We start from the raw sequence: 13,959 nt of genomic DNA, 5'->3' as shown, positions 1-13,959 counted from the left end.
GGCAGTGCCTCCGTTGTTGTTGCCAACGAATGTAGCGCTTCGGGCGGATGGGGCAAGCGGGGCAAGCGATAGCTCACAGATCGGTGCGCAGCTTCCAGATTTCGGGGAACAGCACCACGTCGAGCATCTTGCGCAGGTAGCTCACGCCGCCGGTTCCGCCCGTGCCGCGCTTGAAGCCGATCACGCGCTCCACTGTGGTCACGTGGCGAAAGCGCCAGAGGCGGAAGGCGTCTTCGAGGTCGGTGAGCTTTTCGCCGAGCTGGTACAGGTCCCAATGGTCGTGCGGGTTGCGGTACACCGTGAGCCAGGCCGCTTCCACGCCGTCGCTGGCTGCATAAGGCTGGGTCCAGTCGCGCTCCAGGTGATCGGCGGGCACCGGCAGGCCGTGCCGTGCGAGCAGCTTCAGCGACTCGTCGTAGAGCGATGGCGAGCGATAGGCCGCATCCACCTGCGCGAGCAGATCGGGCCGGTGCGCATGCGGCTTGAGCATGGCGGCGTTCTTGTTGCCGAGCGCAAACTCGATGCAGCGGTACTGCGCGCTCTGGAAGCCGCTGGAGTTGGCAAGGTAGGGCCGCATCGCCGTGTACTCGGGCGGCGTCATGGTCGAGAGCACCGTCCATGCGCTCACCAGCTGCTCCATGATGCGGCTCACCCGCGCGAGCATCTTGAAGGCGTCGGCCAGCTTCTCTTCGGCGATGCAGCTGGTGGCGGCGCGCAGTTCGTGCAGCATCAGCTTCATCCAGAGCTCGCTGGTCTGGTGCTGCACGATGAACAGCATCTCGTCGTGCGCGGGCGACAGCGGATGCTGCGCGTTGAGGATCTCGTCCAGGTGCAGGTAGTCGCCATAGCTCATCGACGCGCTGAAATCCAGCTGCGCCATTTCCTCGTGGACGATCTTCTCGGGGTTCTGGTCGGTGCTCATGTCACTGCGTTCTTGCGGTTGAATTCGGCGCGCCGCCACTCGCCCGTCTCGAGCACCTGCACCAGGTGCTCGACCGAGTTCCACACGTCCTCGAAGCCGAGGTACAGCGGCGTGAAGCCGAAGCGGAGGATGTCGGGCATCTGCGAATCGCCGGCGCGGTAGTCGCCGATCACGCCGCGCGCGATCAGCGCCTGCACGATGGCGTAGGCGCCTTCGTCGCGGCTCAGGCACACCTGCGAGCCGCGGCGCGCATGCTCGCGCGGCGTGACGAGCGAGAGGCCTTGTCCGGCGCAGCGTTCTTCGACCAGCTGGATGAAGAGATCGGTGAGCGCGAGCGACTTGGCGCGCAGCGCGGCCATGGCGCCATTCGCGCCGTTGAAGGATTCGGCCGCGAGCACGGTGTCCAGGCCGCACTCCAGCCCCGCCAGCGCGATGACCGGCTGCGTGCCGCAGAGATAGCGGCCCACGCCCGGCGCGGGGCGATAGTGCGGCGTGAACTCGAAGGGCGCGGCATGGCCCCACCAGCCCGACAGCGGCTGCTCGAACTTGCCCGCGTGCCGCGTGTGCACCCAGGCGAAGGCCGGCGCGCCGGGGCCGCCGTTCAGGTACTTGTAGCCGCAGCCGATCGCGTAGTCGGCATTGCTTTCATTGAGCGCCACGGGCACGGCGCCCGCGCTGTGCGCCAGGTCCCACACCGTGAGCGCGCCGGCGGCATGCGCGGCGGCGGTGACGGCCTTCATGTCGTGCATGGCGCCGGTGCGGTAGTTCACGTGCGTGAGCATCAGCACGGCCACTTCATCGGTCAGCACCGAATCCGGGCCTTGCAGCTCGCCCGCCTCGATCAGCTTGAGCGTGAAGCCGCGCTCGCGGCACAGCGACTCGGCAATGTAGAGGTCGGTCGGGAAGTTGCTGCGCTCGCTGACCACCAGCTTGCGCCCCCTGTCCTTCTGCTGCGAGAGCGCCGCGAACAGCACCTTGTAGAGATTGACCGAGGTGCTGTCGGTGCACACCACTTCGCCGGGCGCGGCGCCGATCAGCCGTGCCACCTTGTCGCCCAGGCGCTGTGGCAGGTCGAACCAGCTCGCGGTGTTCCACGAGCGGATCAGGCCTTCGCCCCATTCCTTGGCCACCACCTCGGCGATGCGTGCGGGCGCGGCCTTTGGCAGCACGCCGAGCGAGTTGCCGTCGAGGTAGAGCACGCCCTCGGGAATGATGAATTGGTCGCGCAGGGCGCGCAGCGGGTCTTGCGCGTCGAGCGCGCGGCAGTCTTCGAGGGTTGTCATGGTGGAGGTTTTCAGCGGGGAAATTCGCGCAGCACGGCGCGAACCGGGGAGGCATCGGCGCTGACCAGCTTGAGCGGCAGCGCGATGAGTTCGTAGTCGCCTTCAGGCACGTCGTCGAGCACGAGGTTCTCGAGCACGCGCAGGTCGAGGCGGCGGATGCGTTGGTGGCTTTCCAGCGTCTTGCTGTCGGCCGGGTCGATGCTCGCGGTGTCGATGCCGATGAGCTTCACGCCCATGGCCGCGAGCCGCTCGACGGTGGCGGGCGCATAGGCCGCGAGCTGCGGGTCCCAATGCTCGACGGGCATCGCGGCATAGGTGCGCACGAGCACGCGCTGCGGCATCTGGCTCGTGACGGCATGCGCGATGTGCTCCCACTCGATCAGCGGCCCCTTGGCAATGGCGTGGATCACCCGGCACGGGCCGAGGAAGGGCGCAAGGTCGACGAGGCCGATGGCCCGGCCTTCGGCGTCGTAGTGCAGCGGCGCGTCGGCATGCGCGCCGACATGCGGTGAAAGCTTGATCTCGCTGACGTTGACCGGGCAGTCGGGCGAAATGGTCGCGGCCCAGCGCTGCTGGTAGGGCGTGTCGCCGGGGAACACCGGCGCGCCTTCATGCACGGGGGGCGAGATGTCCCAGAGGCGGAGTTGGGGTTGCAGGGAACGCATGGCGCAAAGTTAGCGCCGGGCGGGGGGTCGTGGTGTCGGTTATTTCCAACACACGGCGTGACGAGATGATCGACCGGCTCAGGAAGGCAGCCCCGGCAGCCCATGGCGCGCGCGGGCCCGCTCGCAGGCGCCGCTGCCGGCCTGCAGCTCATGGCAGGGGTTGGGGCGCCATTCGTAGATGCCGCAGGCCACGGCCTGGCCGATCTTGCCGGTGAGCGCGGCGCAGCGCGGCGGCGTGTGGTCGGTGCCGCGCATGCGGCAGAGGGCGCCGTTCACATCGACCGCAAGGCCGGAGGGCACCTTGCCGCCGTTGTCGTCGAGTTCATGGATGCTGAAGTCGACGCGGTAGCTGGCGCAGCAGGCGCCACATTGCTGGCAATGGGACACGCGGCTGCGCCTTCGGTCAGGAGCTCAGAGCCGCCCCAGCAGCAGAAACTCCATCAGCGCCTTCTGCGCATGGAGCCGGTTCTCGGCCTCGTCCCACACCACCGACTGCGGACCGTCGATGACCTCGGCCTGCACCTCCTCGCCGCGGTGAGCCGGCAGGCAGTGCATGAAGAGCGAGTCGGGCTGGGCGATGCGCATCATGTCCTCGTCGACGCACCAGTCGGCAAAGGCCTTGCGGCGCGCCTCGTTCTCGGACTCGTAGCCCATGCTGGTCCAGACGTCGGTGGTCACCAGGTCGGCGCCGCGGCAGGCTTCCATCGGGTCCTTGAAGACCTGGTAGCTGTCGGCCGAGCGCAGGCCCGCCACCGACTGGTCGACCTCGTAGCCGCTGGGCGTGCTCACGTGCACCTTGAAGCCGAGGATCTCGCTGGCCTGCAGCCAGGTGTTGGCCATGTTGTTGCCGTCGCCGACCCAGGCCACCGTCTTGCCCTGGATGGAGCCGCGGTGCTCGATGTAGGTGAAGATGTCCGCGAGGATCTGGCAGGGGTGGAATTCGTTGGTCAGGCCGTTGATGACAGGTACGCGCGAGTGCGCGGCGAAGGTGTCGATCTTGGTCTGCTCGTAGGTGCGGATCATCACCAGGTCGACCATGCGGCTGATGACCTTGGCGCTGTCCTCGATGGGCTCGGCGCGGCCGAGCTGGCTGTCGCCGGTGGTCAGGTGCACCACGCTGCCGCCGAGCTGGTACATGCCCGCCTCGAAGCTCACGCGGGTGCGCGTGCTGGCCTTCTCGAAGATCATGGCCAGCGTGCGGTCGGTCAGGGGCTGGTGCTTTTCGTAGGTCTTGAACTTCTTCTTGATGATCGCCATGCGATCGAAAAGATAGGCGTATTCGTCGGCCGTGAAGTCCGAGAACTGCAGGTAGTGGCGGATGGCGTTGGGCGTGGTGGCGGTCGTCATTGCGCTGCGGGCTCCGACAGGAATGTTTTGACGATGGGCGCGAGGATCGCGACGATCTCGTCGGCCTCGGCAATGCTCAGGATGAGCGGCGGCACCAGGCGGATCACCTTGTCGGCCGTCACGCTCAGCAGCAGGCCGGCGTCGCAGGCGCGGTTCAGGATGACGCCGCAGGGCCGGTCGAGCTCGATGCCCAGCATCAGGCCCTGGCCGCGGATTTCCCTCACGCCGGCCAGGCCGCCGATCTCGCGTTCGAGCGCGGCCTTCAGGTGCTCGCCCACGGTGGCGGCGTTCTCGAGCAGCTTGTGCTCTTCCATGATGCGGATGGTCTCGATGCCGGCGCGCATCGCAAGCGGATTGCCGCCGAAGGTGGTGCCATGGTTGCCGGGGCCGAAGATGTGGGCGGCCTTGGGGCCGGCCACCACGGCGCCGATCGGCACGCCCGAGCCCAGGCCCTTGGCCAGCGGCATCACGTCGGGCTTGATGCCGGCCCACTGGTGCGCGAACCACTTGCCGGTGCGGCCCATGCCGCATTGCACTTCGTCGATCATCATGAGCCAGTCGCGCTGGTCGCACAGGGCGCGCACCTGCTTGAGGTACTCCCAGCGCATCGGGTTGATGCCGCCTTCGCCCTGGATGGTCTCGAAGAACACGGCGACCACGTTGGGGTTGCCTTCGGTGGCTTTCTTCAGGGCCTCGATGTCGTTCAGCGGCACGCGGATGAAGCCCTCGACCAGCGGGCCGAAGCCGGCCTGCACCTTCGGGTTGCCGGTGGCCGACAGCGTGGCGATGCTGCGGCCGTGGAAAGCGGCTTCGTACACCACGATCTCGGGCCGCTCGATGCCCTTGTCGTGGCCGAACTTGCGCGCGAGCTTCAGGGCCGCCTCGTTGGCTTCCAGGCCGGTGCAGCAGAAGAAGGCGTTGGTCAGGCCCGACAGCTCGGTCAGCTTGGCGGCCAGCTGTTCCTGGCCGGGCACGTGGTAGTAGTTGGAGCTGTGGATCAGCTTGCTGATCTGGTCCTGCAGCGCGGGCACCAGCTCGGGGTGGTTGTGGCCCAGCGTATTCACGGCAATGCCGCCGAGGCCGTCGAGGTAGGCCTTGCCCGCGGTGTCCCAGACTCGGCAGCCCTGGCCGTGCGACAGCGCGATCGGCAGGCGACCGTAGGTGTTCATGACGTGGGGCGAGGTGGGCTGGGCGGTAGCGCTCATTCGGTTCTCCAGATAGGAACCGCGGATTCTAGGCGTGCGCTTTGACGGCTTCGTTGAGGATTCCGCATTACAGCAATGCCCGCTTCCCGGGAGGCGAAAGGCGCCCGGATAGAATCGCTTGTTGCACCGCAGCACCTGCTGCGGGCGCCTCATTCAACGATGATTTCCCCCACTGCCAAAGAAATCTTCATCCAGGGCATCACCCACGATGGCCGGACTTTCCGCCCCAGCGACTGGGCCGAGCGGCTGGCCGGCGTGATGTGCTCCTTCCGCCCCGGCGGCGCCTATCCGGGCAGCCACCTGAGCTATTCGCCCTGGTGCATTCCGACCACCATCAACGGGGTCAAGTGCGTGGTGGTGAACCGCGCACTGCGCGATGCCGAGCCCATGGCCTGGGACTTCTGCGTGAACTTCGCGCGCGACAACGACCTGCAGGTGGCCGAGGCCTGCCTGGTGCCCGACGTGCCGGACGCGCCGCCCAAGGCCTGAGCGGGCGGCTTCCTCCGGCAGGAAGGAAGCGATCGGACATGAAAAAACCGCCCGAAGGCGGTTTTTTACACTTTGCTGCAGCGCACCCCGATCAAACGGCGGACCGGAGGATTCCGGTCCGGGCTTGCCTGACAGGTGTCAGGCGGCGGCCTTTTCAGGCGCGAGGGCGAGGGCCTTGACCTTCGCCGACAGGCGGCTCTTGTCGCGAGCAGCCTTGTTCTTGTGGAAGATGCCCTTGTCGGCGACGGTGTCGACGATGCTCTGGGCCTTCGCGAAGAGTTCGCTTGCCTTGGTCTTGTCGCCGGCCAGGACGGCCTTTTCGACATTCTTCACGGCGGTGCGGTATTTGGAGCGCAGCGAGGTGTTCGCAGCGTTGAGCTTGGTGTCCTGGCGGACGCGCTTACGGCCGGAGGCGAGGCGCGGGTTCTTTTTCTTGGGCTTGGCGGATGCCATGGTTTGGTTCCTTAGGTGTCTGAGGATGATGCAGCAAAGCCCTCCATTATAGGCCGGGTTGCCTTTTTCGCCGAATCGGGGCTTGGCGGGCCCTACACTCGCCCCGTGTCCCTGTTCAAATCCGCTTCCACCGTATCCCTGCTGACGCTCGCTTCGCGGATCACGGGCCTCGTGCGCGACGTGCTTTTTGCCTCGGTGTTCGGCGTCAGCGCACTGACCGACGCATTCAACGTCGCCTTTCGCATTCCCAACCTGTTCCGGCGGGTTTTCGGCGAAGGCGCCTTCAGCCAGGCCTTCGTGCCGGTGCTCGCGGCGCGCAAGACCGAAGCCGGCCAGGAGGGCGCCAAGGCGCTGATCGACCACGTCGCCACGCTGCTGACCTGGGCGCTGGTGGTGGTTTGCGTGGCCGGCGTGGCTGGCGCGCCGCTGCTGGTGTGGGCCATGGCCAGCGGGCTGGCGGGCTTCGACGCGGCCGTGGTCATGACGCGCTGGATGTTTCCCTACATCGGCTTCATGTCGCTCGTGGCGCTGGCGGGCGGCATCCTGAACACCTGGCGCAAGTTCGCCGTGCCGGCCGCCTCGCCGGTGCTGCTCAACATTGCGCTGATCCTGGCGATCGTGGTCGGGGCGCCGCTGTTCCGCCGCTACGGCATCGAGCCGATCTATGCCCAGTGCGTGGGCGTGCTGGTCGGCGGCGTGCTGCAGCTGGCCATCCAGATTCCGGCGCTGCGCGCGCTGGGCCTCATGCCGCGCATCGGCACGGGTTTCAAGGCGCTGGGCGACGCCTGGCGCGATCCTGCCACGCGCCAGGTGCTGAAGCTGATGCTGCCCGCCCTGCTGGGCGTGAGCGTGGCGCAGATCTCGCTGCTCATCAATACGCAGATCGCCTCGCACCTTGCGGTCGGCAGCGTGACCTGGATCGGCAATGCCGACCGCCTGATGGAATTCCCGACCGCGATGCTCGGCGTGGCGCTGGGCGTGGTGCTGATGCCGCAGCTGGCCGGCGCCCGCGCGGCCAAGGACGACGCGCGCTACTCGTCGCTGCTCGACCTGGGCCTGCGGCTGGTGGTGCTGCTGTCGGCGCCGTGCGCCGTCGCGCTGCTGCTCTTTGCGAAGCCGCTGGTGGCCGTGCTGTTCCACAACGGCGCCTACCAGGGCGAGGACGTGCAGCGCACCACCGTGGCGCTGATGGGCTACGGCGTCGGGCTGATCGGCCTGGTGGCCATCAAGGTGCTCGCGCCCGGCTACTACGCCAGGCAGGACACGCGCACGCCCATGCTGATCGCCGTGGGCGTGCTGGTGCTGACCCAGGTCCTCAATGTCTTCCTGGTGCCGGTGCTGCAGCATGCGGCACTCACGCTGACCATTGCCATCGGCGCGCTGGTCAATGCGATCTGGCTGCTGGCCGGCCTGATCCGCCGCGGCAGCTACAAGCCCGAACCCGGCTGGGGCAAGTTCGCGCTGCAGGTGCTGGCGGGCATGCTGGTGCTGGCGGCCCTGCTCGCCTGGGGTTCGCGCCACTTCGACTGGATCGGCCTGCGCGAGCAGCGCTTGCTGCGCATCGGCCTGCTGGCCGCGCTGATCGCCGGCGCGGCGCTGCTGTATTTTGCGGTGCTCACGGCGCTGGGCGTGCGGCTTCGCAGTTTCATGCGCCGGTAAGAGGGCGCCTGGCGCGGCTTTACGCAACAGGCGGTTTTTCGGCTTGCGCAAGCTGAAAACACCGCCTTGACGCTCCCCGAATGCTCCTCTACAAAGACACATGACGTTCAGCTTTCAGGTTCCCACGGCCCTGGCGTATTTCGAATCGCTGGTGCAGAGCGACGAGCACTTTCCGCTGCTGGAGGCTGCCGCCAGCCTCGCGCAGGACGAATACCCCGACCTCGACGTGCAGCAGGTGCTGGGCGACGTCGACCAGCTGCTCGCGCGCCTGAAGCGCCGGCTGCCGGCCGATGCCGCACCGCTCGCGCGGCTGCGCGCGCTCAACCAGTTCTTCTTCAACGACCTGAACTTCGGCGGCAACGTCAACGACTACTACGACCCCGACAACAGCTACCTGAACGCCGTGCTGCGCACGCGCCGCGGCATTCCCATTTCGCTCGCGGTGCTGTGGATGGAACTCGCACAGGGGCTGGGCCTGCAGGCGCGCGGCATCGGCTTTCCGGGCCACTTCATGCTCAAGGTCACGCTGCCGAAGGGGCAGGTGGTGATCGACCCCTTCACCGGCAAGTCGCTCTCGCGCGAAGAACTCGGCGAGCGGCTCGAGCCCTACAAGCGCAGCAACGGGCTGGTCGGCGATTTCGACGTGCCGCTGGGCCTGTACCTGCAGCCCGCCAGCTCGCGCGAGATCATCGGGCGCATGCTGCGCAACCTGAAGGAAGTGCACCGCGCGCAGGAAGACTGGCAGCGCGCCATCGCCGTGCAGGACCGCCTGATCGCGCTGCTGCCCAATGCCTGGGGCGAGTACCGCGACCGCGGCATCGCGCATGCCGAGCAGGGCAACACCGCAGCCGCCGTGCGCGATCTGGAAACCTACCTCGCGCATGCGGAAGACGCGCTCGACGTCGACGTCATTGCAGAGCGCGTGGCGGCGCTGCGGCGCGAATCCGACTGATGGCCGCCGGCACCGGCGTGGCCGACGCCCCCGATCTCGGCACCTTGCATGAATTCCACGGCGTGCAGCCCGTGCTGCCGGTGTCCGACGCCGCGCGCGCCGCGCGCTGGTTCCGCGACGTGCTGGGCTTCGAGATCGACTTCATCGCCGGCGAGCCGCCGAGCTATGCACGGGTCAAGAAGGGCGACCGCAGCTACGGCGACCCGGTCTACCTGCGGCTGTGGCAGTGCAACACCCGCGGGGTGCCGCCCTGGCGCGGCGAGATCGTGATCCACGTGGGCAAGGACATCGACGGCCTGCATGCCGCCTATGCGAAGCGCGGCGTCACGGTGATCGAGCCTCCCGTCTCGCAGCCCTGGGGCCTGCGCGAATTCGCCATCCGCGAGCCCGACGGGCATGTGCTGCGCTTCTGCGGCTACCTGCCCTGAAGCTCCGATACATAAAATTACAAATAGATCGAGGCAGGCGTGTCGATCGGGCTTGTGCTCGTGCGACGTGTGAACAGGAGCGCGCGGTTCCAGTGCCTCCCGATTTCATCAACCTTCAGGAGAAACGACATGCGATTCATGGTTCTGGTCAAGGCCAACAAGGATTCCGAAGCCGGCGTGATGCCGAGCACCGAAGTGCTCACCGCCATGGGCAAGTTCAACGAGGAGCTGGTCAAGGCCGGCGTGCTGCTCGCGGGCGAAGGGCTGCACCCGTCATCCAGGGGCGCGCGCGTGCGCTGCGAAGGCCTCAAGCGCACCGTGATCGACGGTCCTTTCGCCGAAACGAAGGAGCTGCTCGCGGGCTTCTGGCTGCTGCAGGTCAAGTCGAAGGAGGAAGCCATCGAGTGGATCAAGCGCAGCCCGTTCCAGGAGGGCGAGATCGAGATCCGCCAGGTGTTCGAAGCCTCCGATTTCGCCGACTCGATGACGCCCGAGCTGCTGGCGCAGGAAGAGCGCCTGCGCGCCGAATCCGAGGCCCGGGCCAAGGCCGGCCGCTGAACGGCAACACCGCACCGAAGGAGACCGCCATGCGATTCATGCTGCTGATGATTCCCCACGGCTACGAGAGCGCCGCGCCCGGCACCATTCCCGACGACGTCGATGCGGTGGCGGCCATGATGGCCTACAACGAGTCGATGCAGAAGGCCGGCGTGCTGATCAGCTGCGACGGCCTGCATCCGCCCTCGATGGGCGCGCGCGTGAGCTTTCCGGGCCGCAAGCCCAAGGTGGTCGACGGCCCCTTTGCCGAAGCCAAGGAAGTGCTCGGCGGCTACTGGATCATCGACGTGCCCTCGCGCGCCGACGCCATCGAATGGGCCAAGCGCTGCCCCGGCAGCGAGAACGAGGTCATCGAGGTCCGCCAGATCCAGGAAATTGCCGACTTCCCGCCCGACGTGCAGGCGCTGACCTCCGAATTCGCGTCGATGCAGGCGGTCAAGAAGACCTGAGCCATGGGTGCTTCCGAGGGCCGCGGCGGCGGAGGTGGCGAGGCCGCCGTCCACCGCAGCATCGAGGCGGTGTGGCGCATCGAATCCGCGAAGATCATCGCCACCGTCGCGCGCATGGTGCGCGACGTGGGCCTGGCCGAGGAACTGGCGCAGGACGCGCTGGTGTCGGCCCTCGAGCAATGGCCCGAAAAAGGCCTGCCCGACAACCCCGCCGCCTGGCTCACGGCCGTGGCCAAGCGCCGCGCGCTCGACCGGCTGCGGCATCGGCAGCTGGCCGAGCACAGGGCGCCCGAGATCGGCCGCGAGCTCGATGCGCAGCACGAGATCGCCCAGGCCGATTTCGCCGAAGCCGTCGATGCGGCCATCGACGACGACATCGGCGACGACCTGCTGCGGCTGGTCTTCACCGCCTGCCACCCGGTGCTTTCGACCGAGGCGCGCGTGGCGCTCACGCTGCGCCTGATGGGCGGCCTCGGCACCGACGAAATTGCGCGCGCCTTTCTCGTGCCCGAAGCCACCGTGGCGCAGCGCATCGTGCGCGCCAAGCGCACGCTGCTCGAAGCGCGCGTGCCCTTCGAGGTGCCGCGCCGACATGAGCTCCAGGCGCGGCTCGCCTCGGTGCTCGAGGTGCTCTACCTGATCTTCAACGAAGGCTATTCGGCCACCGCCGGCGACGACTGGATGCGTCCCGCGCTGTGCGAGGAAGCCATGCGCCTGGGCCGCATCGTGGCCGAGCTCATGCCCGATGCCTCGGAAGTGCATGGCCTGGTGGCGCTGATGGAAATCCAGGCCTCGCGCACGGCCGCGCGCGTGGGCGCCTCGGGCGAGCCGGTGCTGCTGCTCGAGCAGAACCGCGCACGCTGGGACCACATGCTGATCCGCCGCGGCCTGGCGGCACTGGCGCGTGCCGAGGCGCTCGGCGGTGCCTTCGGCCCGTATGCGCTGCAGGCGGCCATTGCCGCCTGCCATGGCCGTGCGCGCACGGCCGAAGAAACCGATTGGCCGCGCATCGCCGCGCTCTACGACGCGCTGGCCGAGCTGTCGCCGTCGCCCATCGTCGAATTGAACCGCGCGGTGGCGCTGTCGATGGCTTTCGGGCCGGCCGCAGGGCTCGAGGTGGTGGATGCGCTCGTGGGCGAGCCGGCCTTGCAGGCCTACCACCTGCTGCCGGCGGTGCGCGGCGACCTGCTCTTGAAGCTCGGCCGCCGCGCCGAGGCGCAAAAAGAATTCGACCGCGCCGCCTCGCTCACGCGCAACACGCGCGAGCGGACCCTGCTGCTGGCGCGTGCGCGGGCCTGCGCGGCGGTGCAGGGCTGAAATTCCTTGCGGAGCCGGCAGAGCTGCTACGCCTTCGATGCCGAAGCCGAGGGCGAGCCAGGCAATCCGAACTGGTGCCAGGCGCGCCGCAGCTGCGTGTCAGAGCCGAAGCCCGAGATTTCCGCCGCCCGCGTCACGCTCGCGCCCGAGGCCAGCGCCAGCTGCGCGGCCGCCAGCCGCAGCCGGCGCAGGTAGGCCAGCGGCGCCACGCCCGCGTGCTCGACGAACAGCCGCGTCAGGTGCCGCGCCGAGGTATGGGCCACTTCGGCCATCCGCGGCACGCTCCAGTCGGCCTGCGGCTGCTCGCTGACGGCGTCCTGCACGCGATGCAGCGCGGCATGCAGGTGGTTGCGGTAGGCCAGGAAGGGCGACAGCTCCGGATCGTGCGGGCCGCGCCGCTGCGCCACCACCATCGTCTGCGCCACCTGGGCGGCCAGCGCTTCGCCGCACAGGTCGGCAATGCGGTGCAGCACCAGGTCGATGCCGGTGGTGACGCCCGCGCTGCTGTACACCGGCGGATCGATCACGAACACGCGGTTGGCGACCACCTCGCAGCGCGGCTCCGCCGTGCGCAATTCGTCCAGGTGATGGTGGTGCGTGGTCGCACGGCGGCCCGAAAGCGCGCCGGCGTGCGCGGCCAGCAGTGCGCCGGCGCAGACCGTGACCAGTTCGAGCCGGTTGCGTTCGAAGCGCTGGCCGCGCAGCCAGTGCAGCAGCTCCTGCGTCTCGGCGTTGTCGATCGGGATGGTGTCTCCGGGCAGCCCGACCAGCACCACCCAGGCCGGGCCATGCCATTGCGCCGGCAAGGGCGAGAGGTTGGCGAGTGCCACGCCGACCGACCCGATCGACGTGGGCCGCGGGCTGGCGAATTCGATCTCGAAGCGCTCGGGCTGGCCCGCCGCACGCAGCCGCTGGTTCGCGATGCGCAGCGCCTCGGCCGGGCCGGCCCAGTCGAGCACCAGGCTGCCCGGCAGCAGCACGAACACTACACGGATGGGCTTTTGCTGCTGCTGCTGGAGATCCATGCGTAGTCCATCTGGCGCGCGGTGCGCTCGGCCAGCGGGCGGCCGGCCAGGCGTTCGACCAGGTACAGGCTCATGTCGATGCCCGCGCTGATGCCCGCGGAGCTGACGATGCGGCCGCTGTCGACCCAGCGCTCGTTTTCGCGCACGTCGAGCAAGGGGAACTGCCCGCGCAAGTCCGCGATGTCTTCCCAATGGGTGGTGACGGCTTCGCGCACGGCCACGCCGCTTTTGGCGAGCAGGAAGACGCCGGTGCAGACCGAGGCGACCAGCTGCGCGCCGGCCGCGCAATCGGCGATCCAGCGCAGCGTGGCGGGGCTTGCCATCGGGGCATCGACCACGCCGCCGGGCACCACCAGCAGGTCGGCCATTGGATTCGCGGCCAGGTCGTGGTCGGCCAGCAGGCGCAGGCCGGCGCGCGCCTGCACCGGCTCGTTGGCGCCCAGCGCCACCGAGGCAACCTCGAAAGGCGCCGGCGCGCCGGGATTCATGCGCTGGCTCACGCGGCTCGCGGTGGTGAACACTTCGAACGGCCCCGCGAAGTCGAGGGCTTCGACGCCGTCGTAGGCGAGGATCAGTACGCGAAGGCTCATGCGGCCAAGCTTTCCGTGAGATGGGCGCTGGCGCGCTCGAGCGCCTGCGCCACGCTGCAGACGGTGGCGAACCGGCCGTCCAGCACGGCCGCCGTGCGCGCCTTGATGTCGGCCGCGGCAAGCGATTGGCCGTCGGGCTGCGGCATGTCGAAGGTCAGCGTGGCCTCGGTCACGTAGTCGACCTCCCAGCCCAGGTCCGAGGCGTGGCGCGCGGTGGTTTCGCAGCATTGCTCGGTGCGGATGCCGCTCACGATCAGCCGGCCGATGCCCTGCTGCGTGAGCCAGATGTCGAGCCCGCTGTTGACCAGCGCGCTGTGGCGGTGCTTGGTGAAGGTGGCCGCCGCCTCGAAAGCCGCCAGGCCTTCGATCGGCCGCACGAAGCCCGACTCGACCGCGAAAGGATGGCTTGCAACGGCGGGACCGTCGACGTGGAAGACGCGCACGATCGGAAGGCCGGCGGCCAGGCAGCCCTCGATCAGCGCGTTCTGGGCAGCGAAATAGGGCTGCGCGACGCGTTCGGACCAGTACGCGCGGTGGCGAAACGATTCCTGCGCGTCGATCACAATCAGACAGGATTTCATGGCGTGGGCTCGAAAAGGCGAAGTGGATGATGCCGC

At 68.3% G+C, this 13,959-nt stretch carries 17 protein-coding genes; 7 read left to right on the top strand and 10 right to left on the bottom strand.

Going from position 1 to position 13,959, the window contains the following annotated elements:
• Positions 1 to 73: 73 nt before the first annotated feature.
• The 6 genes from kynA to AC1DMS_RS11075 all read right to left on the bottom strand — a co-directional run bounded on the left by kynA (position 74) and on the right by AC1DMS_RS11075 (position 5,422).
• Positions 74 to 922, bottom strand: a complete 849-nt coding sequence (gene kynA, locus AC1DMS_RS11100) for a tryptophan 2,3-dioxygenase (protein ID WP_436287372.1) — start codon at positions 920 to 922, stop codon at positions 74 to 76.
• Positions 919 to 2,205, bottom strand: a complete 1,287-nt coding sequence (gene kynU, locus AC1DMS_RS11095) for a kynureninase (protein WP_062362713.1) — start codon at positions 2,203 to 2,205, stop codon at positions 919 to 921. Before kynU ends, kynA begins: the two co-directional genes overlap by 4 nt.
• 11 nt (positions 2,206 to 2,216) lie before the next feature.
• Complete coding sequence (gene kynB, locus AC1DMS_RS11090; protein ID WP_062362710.1) at positions 2,217 to 2,870, bottom strand: arylformamidase; 654 nt, start codon at positions 2,868 to 2,870, stop codon at positions 2,217 to 2,219.
• Between the two features lie 78 nt (positions 2,871 to 2,948).
• Positions 2,949 to 3,257: a YkgJ family cysteine cluster protein gene (locus tag AC1DMS_RS11085; protein WP_278881147.1), complete on the bottom strand. Its 309-nt coding sequence runs from the start codon at positions 3,255 to 3,257 to the stop codon at positions 2,949 to 2,951.
• 24 nt (positions 3,258 to 3,281) lie between these two features.
• Entirely contained in the window at positions 3,282 to 4,217 is a 936-nt protein-coding gene (gene argF, locus AC1DMS_RS11080; protein WP_012746596.1) for an ornithine carbamoyltransferase, read from the bottom strand.
• Positions 4,214 to 5,422, bottom strand: coding sequence for an aspartate aminotransferase family protein (locus AC1DMS_RS11075; protein WP_062362707.1), 1,209 nt, complete (start codon positions 5,420 to 5,422; stop codon positions 4,214 to 4,216). Before AC1DMS_RS11075 ends, argF begins: the two co-directional genes overlap by 4 nt.
• A gap of 159 nt (positions 5,423 to 5,581) precedes the next feature.
• Between AC1DMS_RS11075 and AC1DMS_RS11070 the strand changes: the two genes are divergently transcribed.
• Positions 5,582 to 5,911 (top strand): DUF3579 domain-containing protein, encoded by a 330-nt coding sequence (locus AC1DMS_RS11070; protein ID WP_018903283.1) that lies wholly within the window; start codon positions 5,582 to 5,584, stop codon positions 5,909 to 5,911.
• Positions 5,912 to 6,049: 138 nt separating this feature from the next.
• Here AC1DMS_RS11070 and rpsT read toward each other — a convergent pair whose 3' ends face one another.
• Complete coding sequence (gene rpsT, locus AC1DMS_RS11065) at positions 6,050 to 6,364, bottom strand: 30S ribosomal protein S20 (RefSeq protein ID WP_007831346.1); 315 nt, start codon at positions 6,362 to 6,364, stop codon at positions 6,050 to 6,052.
• A gap of 105 nt (positions 6,365 to 6,469) precedes the next feature.
• Between rpsT and murJ the strand changes: the two genes are divergently transcribed.
• The 6 genes from murJ (at position 6,470) to AC1DMS_RS11035 (ending at position 11,727) form a co-directional block, all read left to right on the top strand.
• Positions 6,470 to 8,023: a murein biosynthesis integral membrane protein MurJ gene (gene murJ, locus AC1DMS_RS11060; RefSeq protein ID WP_478181002.1), complete on the top strand. Its 1,554-nt coding sequence runs from the start codon at positions 6,470 to 6,472 to the stop codon at positions 8,021 to 8,023.
• Positions 8,024 to 8,123: 100 nt separating this feature from the next.
• Complete coding sequence (locus AC1DMS_RS11055; protein ID WP_012746600.1) at positions 8,124 to 8,975, top strand: SirB1 family protein; 852 nt, start codon at positions 8,124 to 8,126, stop codon at positions 8,973 to 8,975.
• Complete coding sequence (locus AC1DMS_RS11050) at positions 8,975 to 9,403, top strand: bleomycin resistance protein (RefSeq protein ID WP_012746601.1); 429 nt, start codon at positions 8,975 to 8,977, stop codon at positions 9,401 to 9,403. The genes AC1DMS_RS11055 and AC1DMS_RS11050 overlap by 1 nt, the downstream gene beginning before the upstream one ends.
• Positions 9,404 to 9,532: 129 nt before the next feature.
• Entirely contained in the window at positions 9,533 to 9,961 is a 429-nt protein-coding gene (locus AC1DMS_RS11045; protein WP_012746602.1) for a YciI family protein, read from the top strand.
• A gap of 29 nt (positions 9,962 to 9,990) precedes the next feature.
• Positions 9,991 to 10,410: a YciI family protein gene (locus tag AC1DMS_RS11040; protein ID WP_278875733.1), complete on the top strand. Its 420-nt coding sequence runs from the start codon at positions 9,991 to 9,993 to the stop codon at positions 10,408 to 10,410.
• A gap of 3 nt (positions 10,411 to 10,413) precedes the next feature.
• Positions 10,414 to 11,727, top strand: coding sequence for an RNA polymerase sigma factor (locus tag AC1DMS_RS11035; protein ID WP_478181001.1), 1,314 nt, complete (start codon positions 10,414 to 10,416; stop codon positions 11,725 to 11,727).
• Positions 11,728 to 11,753: 26 nt separating this feature from the next.
• Here the strand turns inward: AC1DMS_RS11035 and AC1DMS_RS11030 are convergent, their stop codons facing one another.
• The 3 genes from AC1DMS_RS11030 to AC1DMS_RS11020 are packed head-to-tail and all read right to left on the bottom strand — an operon-like array spanning position 11,754 to position 13,923.
• Positions 11,754 to 12,752, bottom strand: coding sequence for a GlxA family transcriptional regulator (locus tag AC1DMS_RS11030; protein WP_478181000.1), 999 nt, complete (start codon positions 12,750 to 12,752; stop codon positions 11,754 to 11,756).
• Positions 12,713 to 13,342 (bottom strand): DJ-1/PfpI family protein, encoded by a 630-nt coding sequence (locus AC1DMS_RS11025; protein WP_478180999.1) that lies wholly within the window; start codon positions 13,340 to 13,342, stop codon positions 12,713 to 12,715. The genes AC1DMS_RS11030 and AC1DMS_RS11025 overlap by 40 nt, the downstream gene beginning before the upstream one ends.
• Positions 13,339 to 13,923, bottom strand: coding sequence for a cysteine hydrolase family protein (locus AC1DMS_RS11020; RefSeq protein WP_478180998.1), 585 nt, complete (start codon positions 13,921 to 13,923; stop codon positions 13,339 to 13,341). The genes AC1DMS_RS11025 and AC1DMS_RS11020 overlap by 4 nt, the downstream gene beginning before the upstream one ends.
• Positions 13,924 to 13,959 lie beyond the last annotated feature (36 nt).

The organism is Variovorax sp. 05T418 (assembly GCF_056396385.1).
This window is presented reverse-complemented; position numbering and strand designations above follow the sequence as displayed.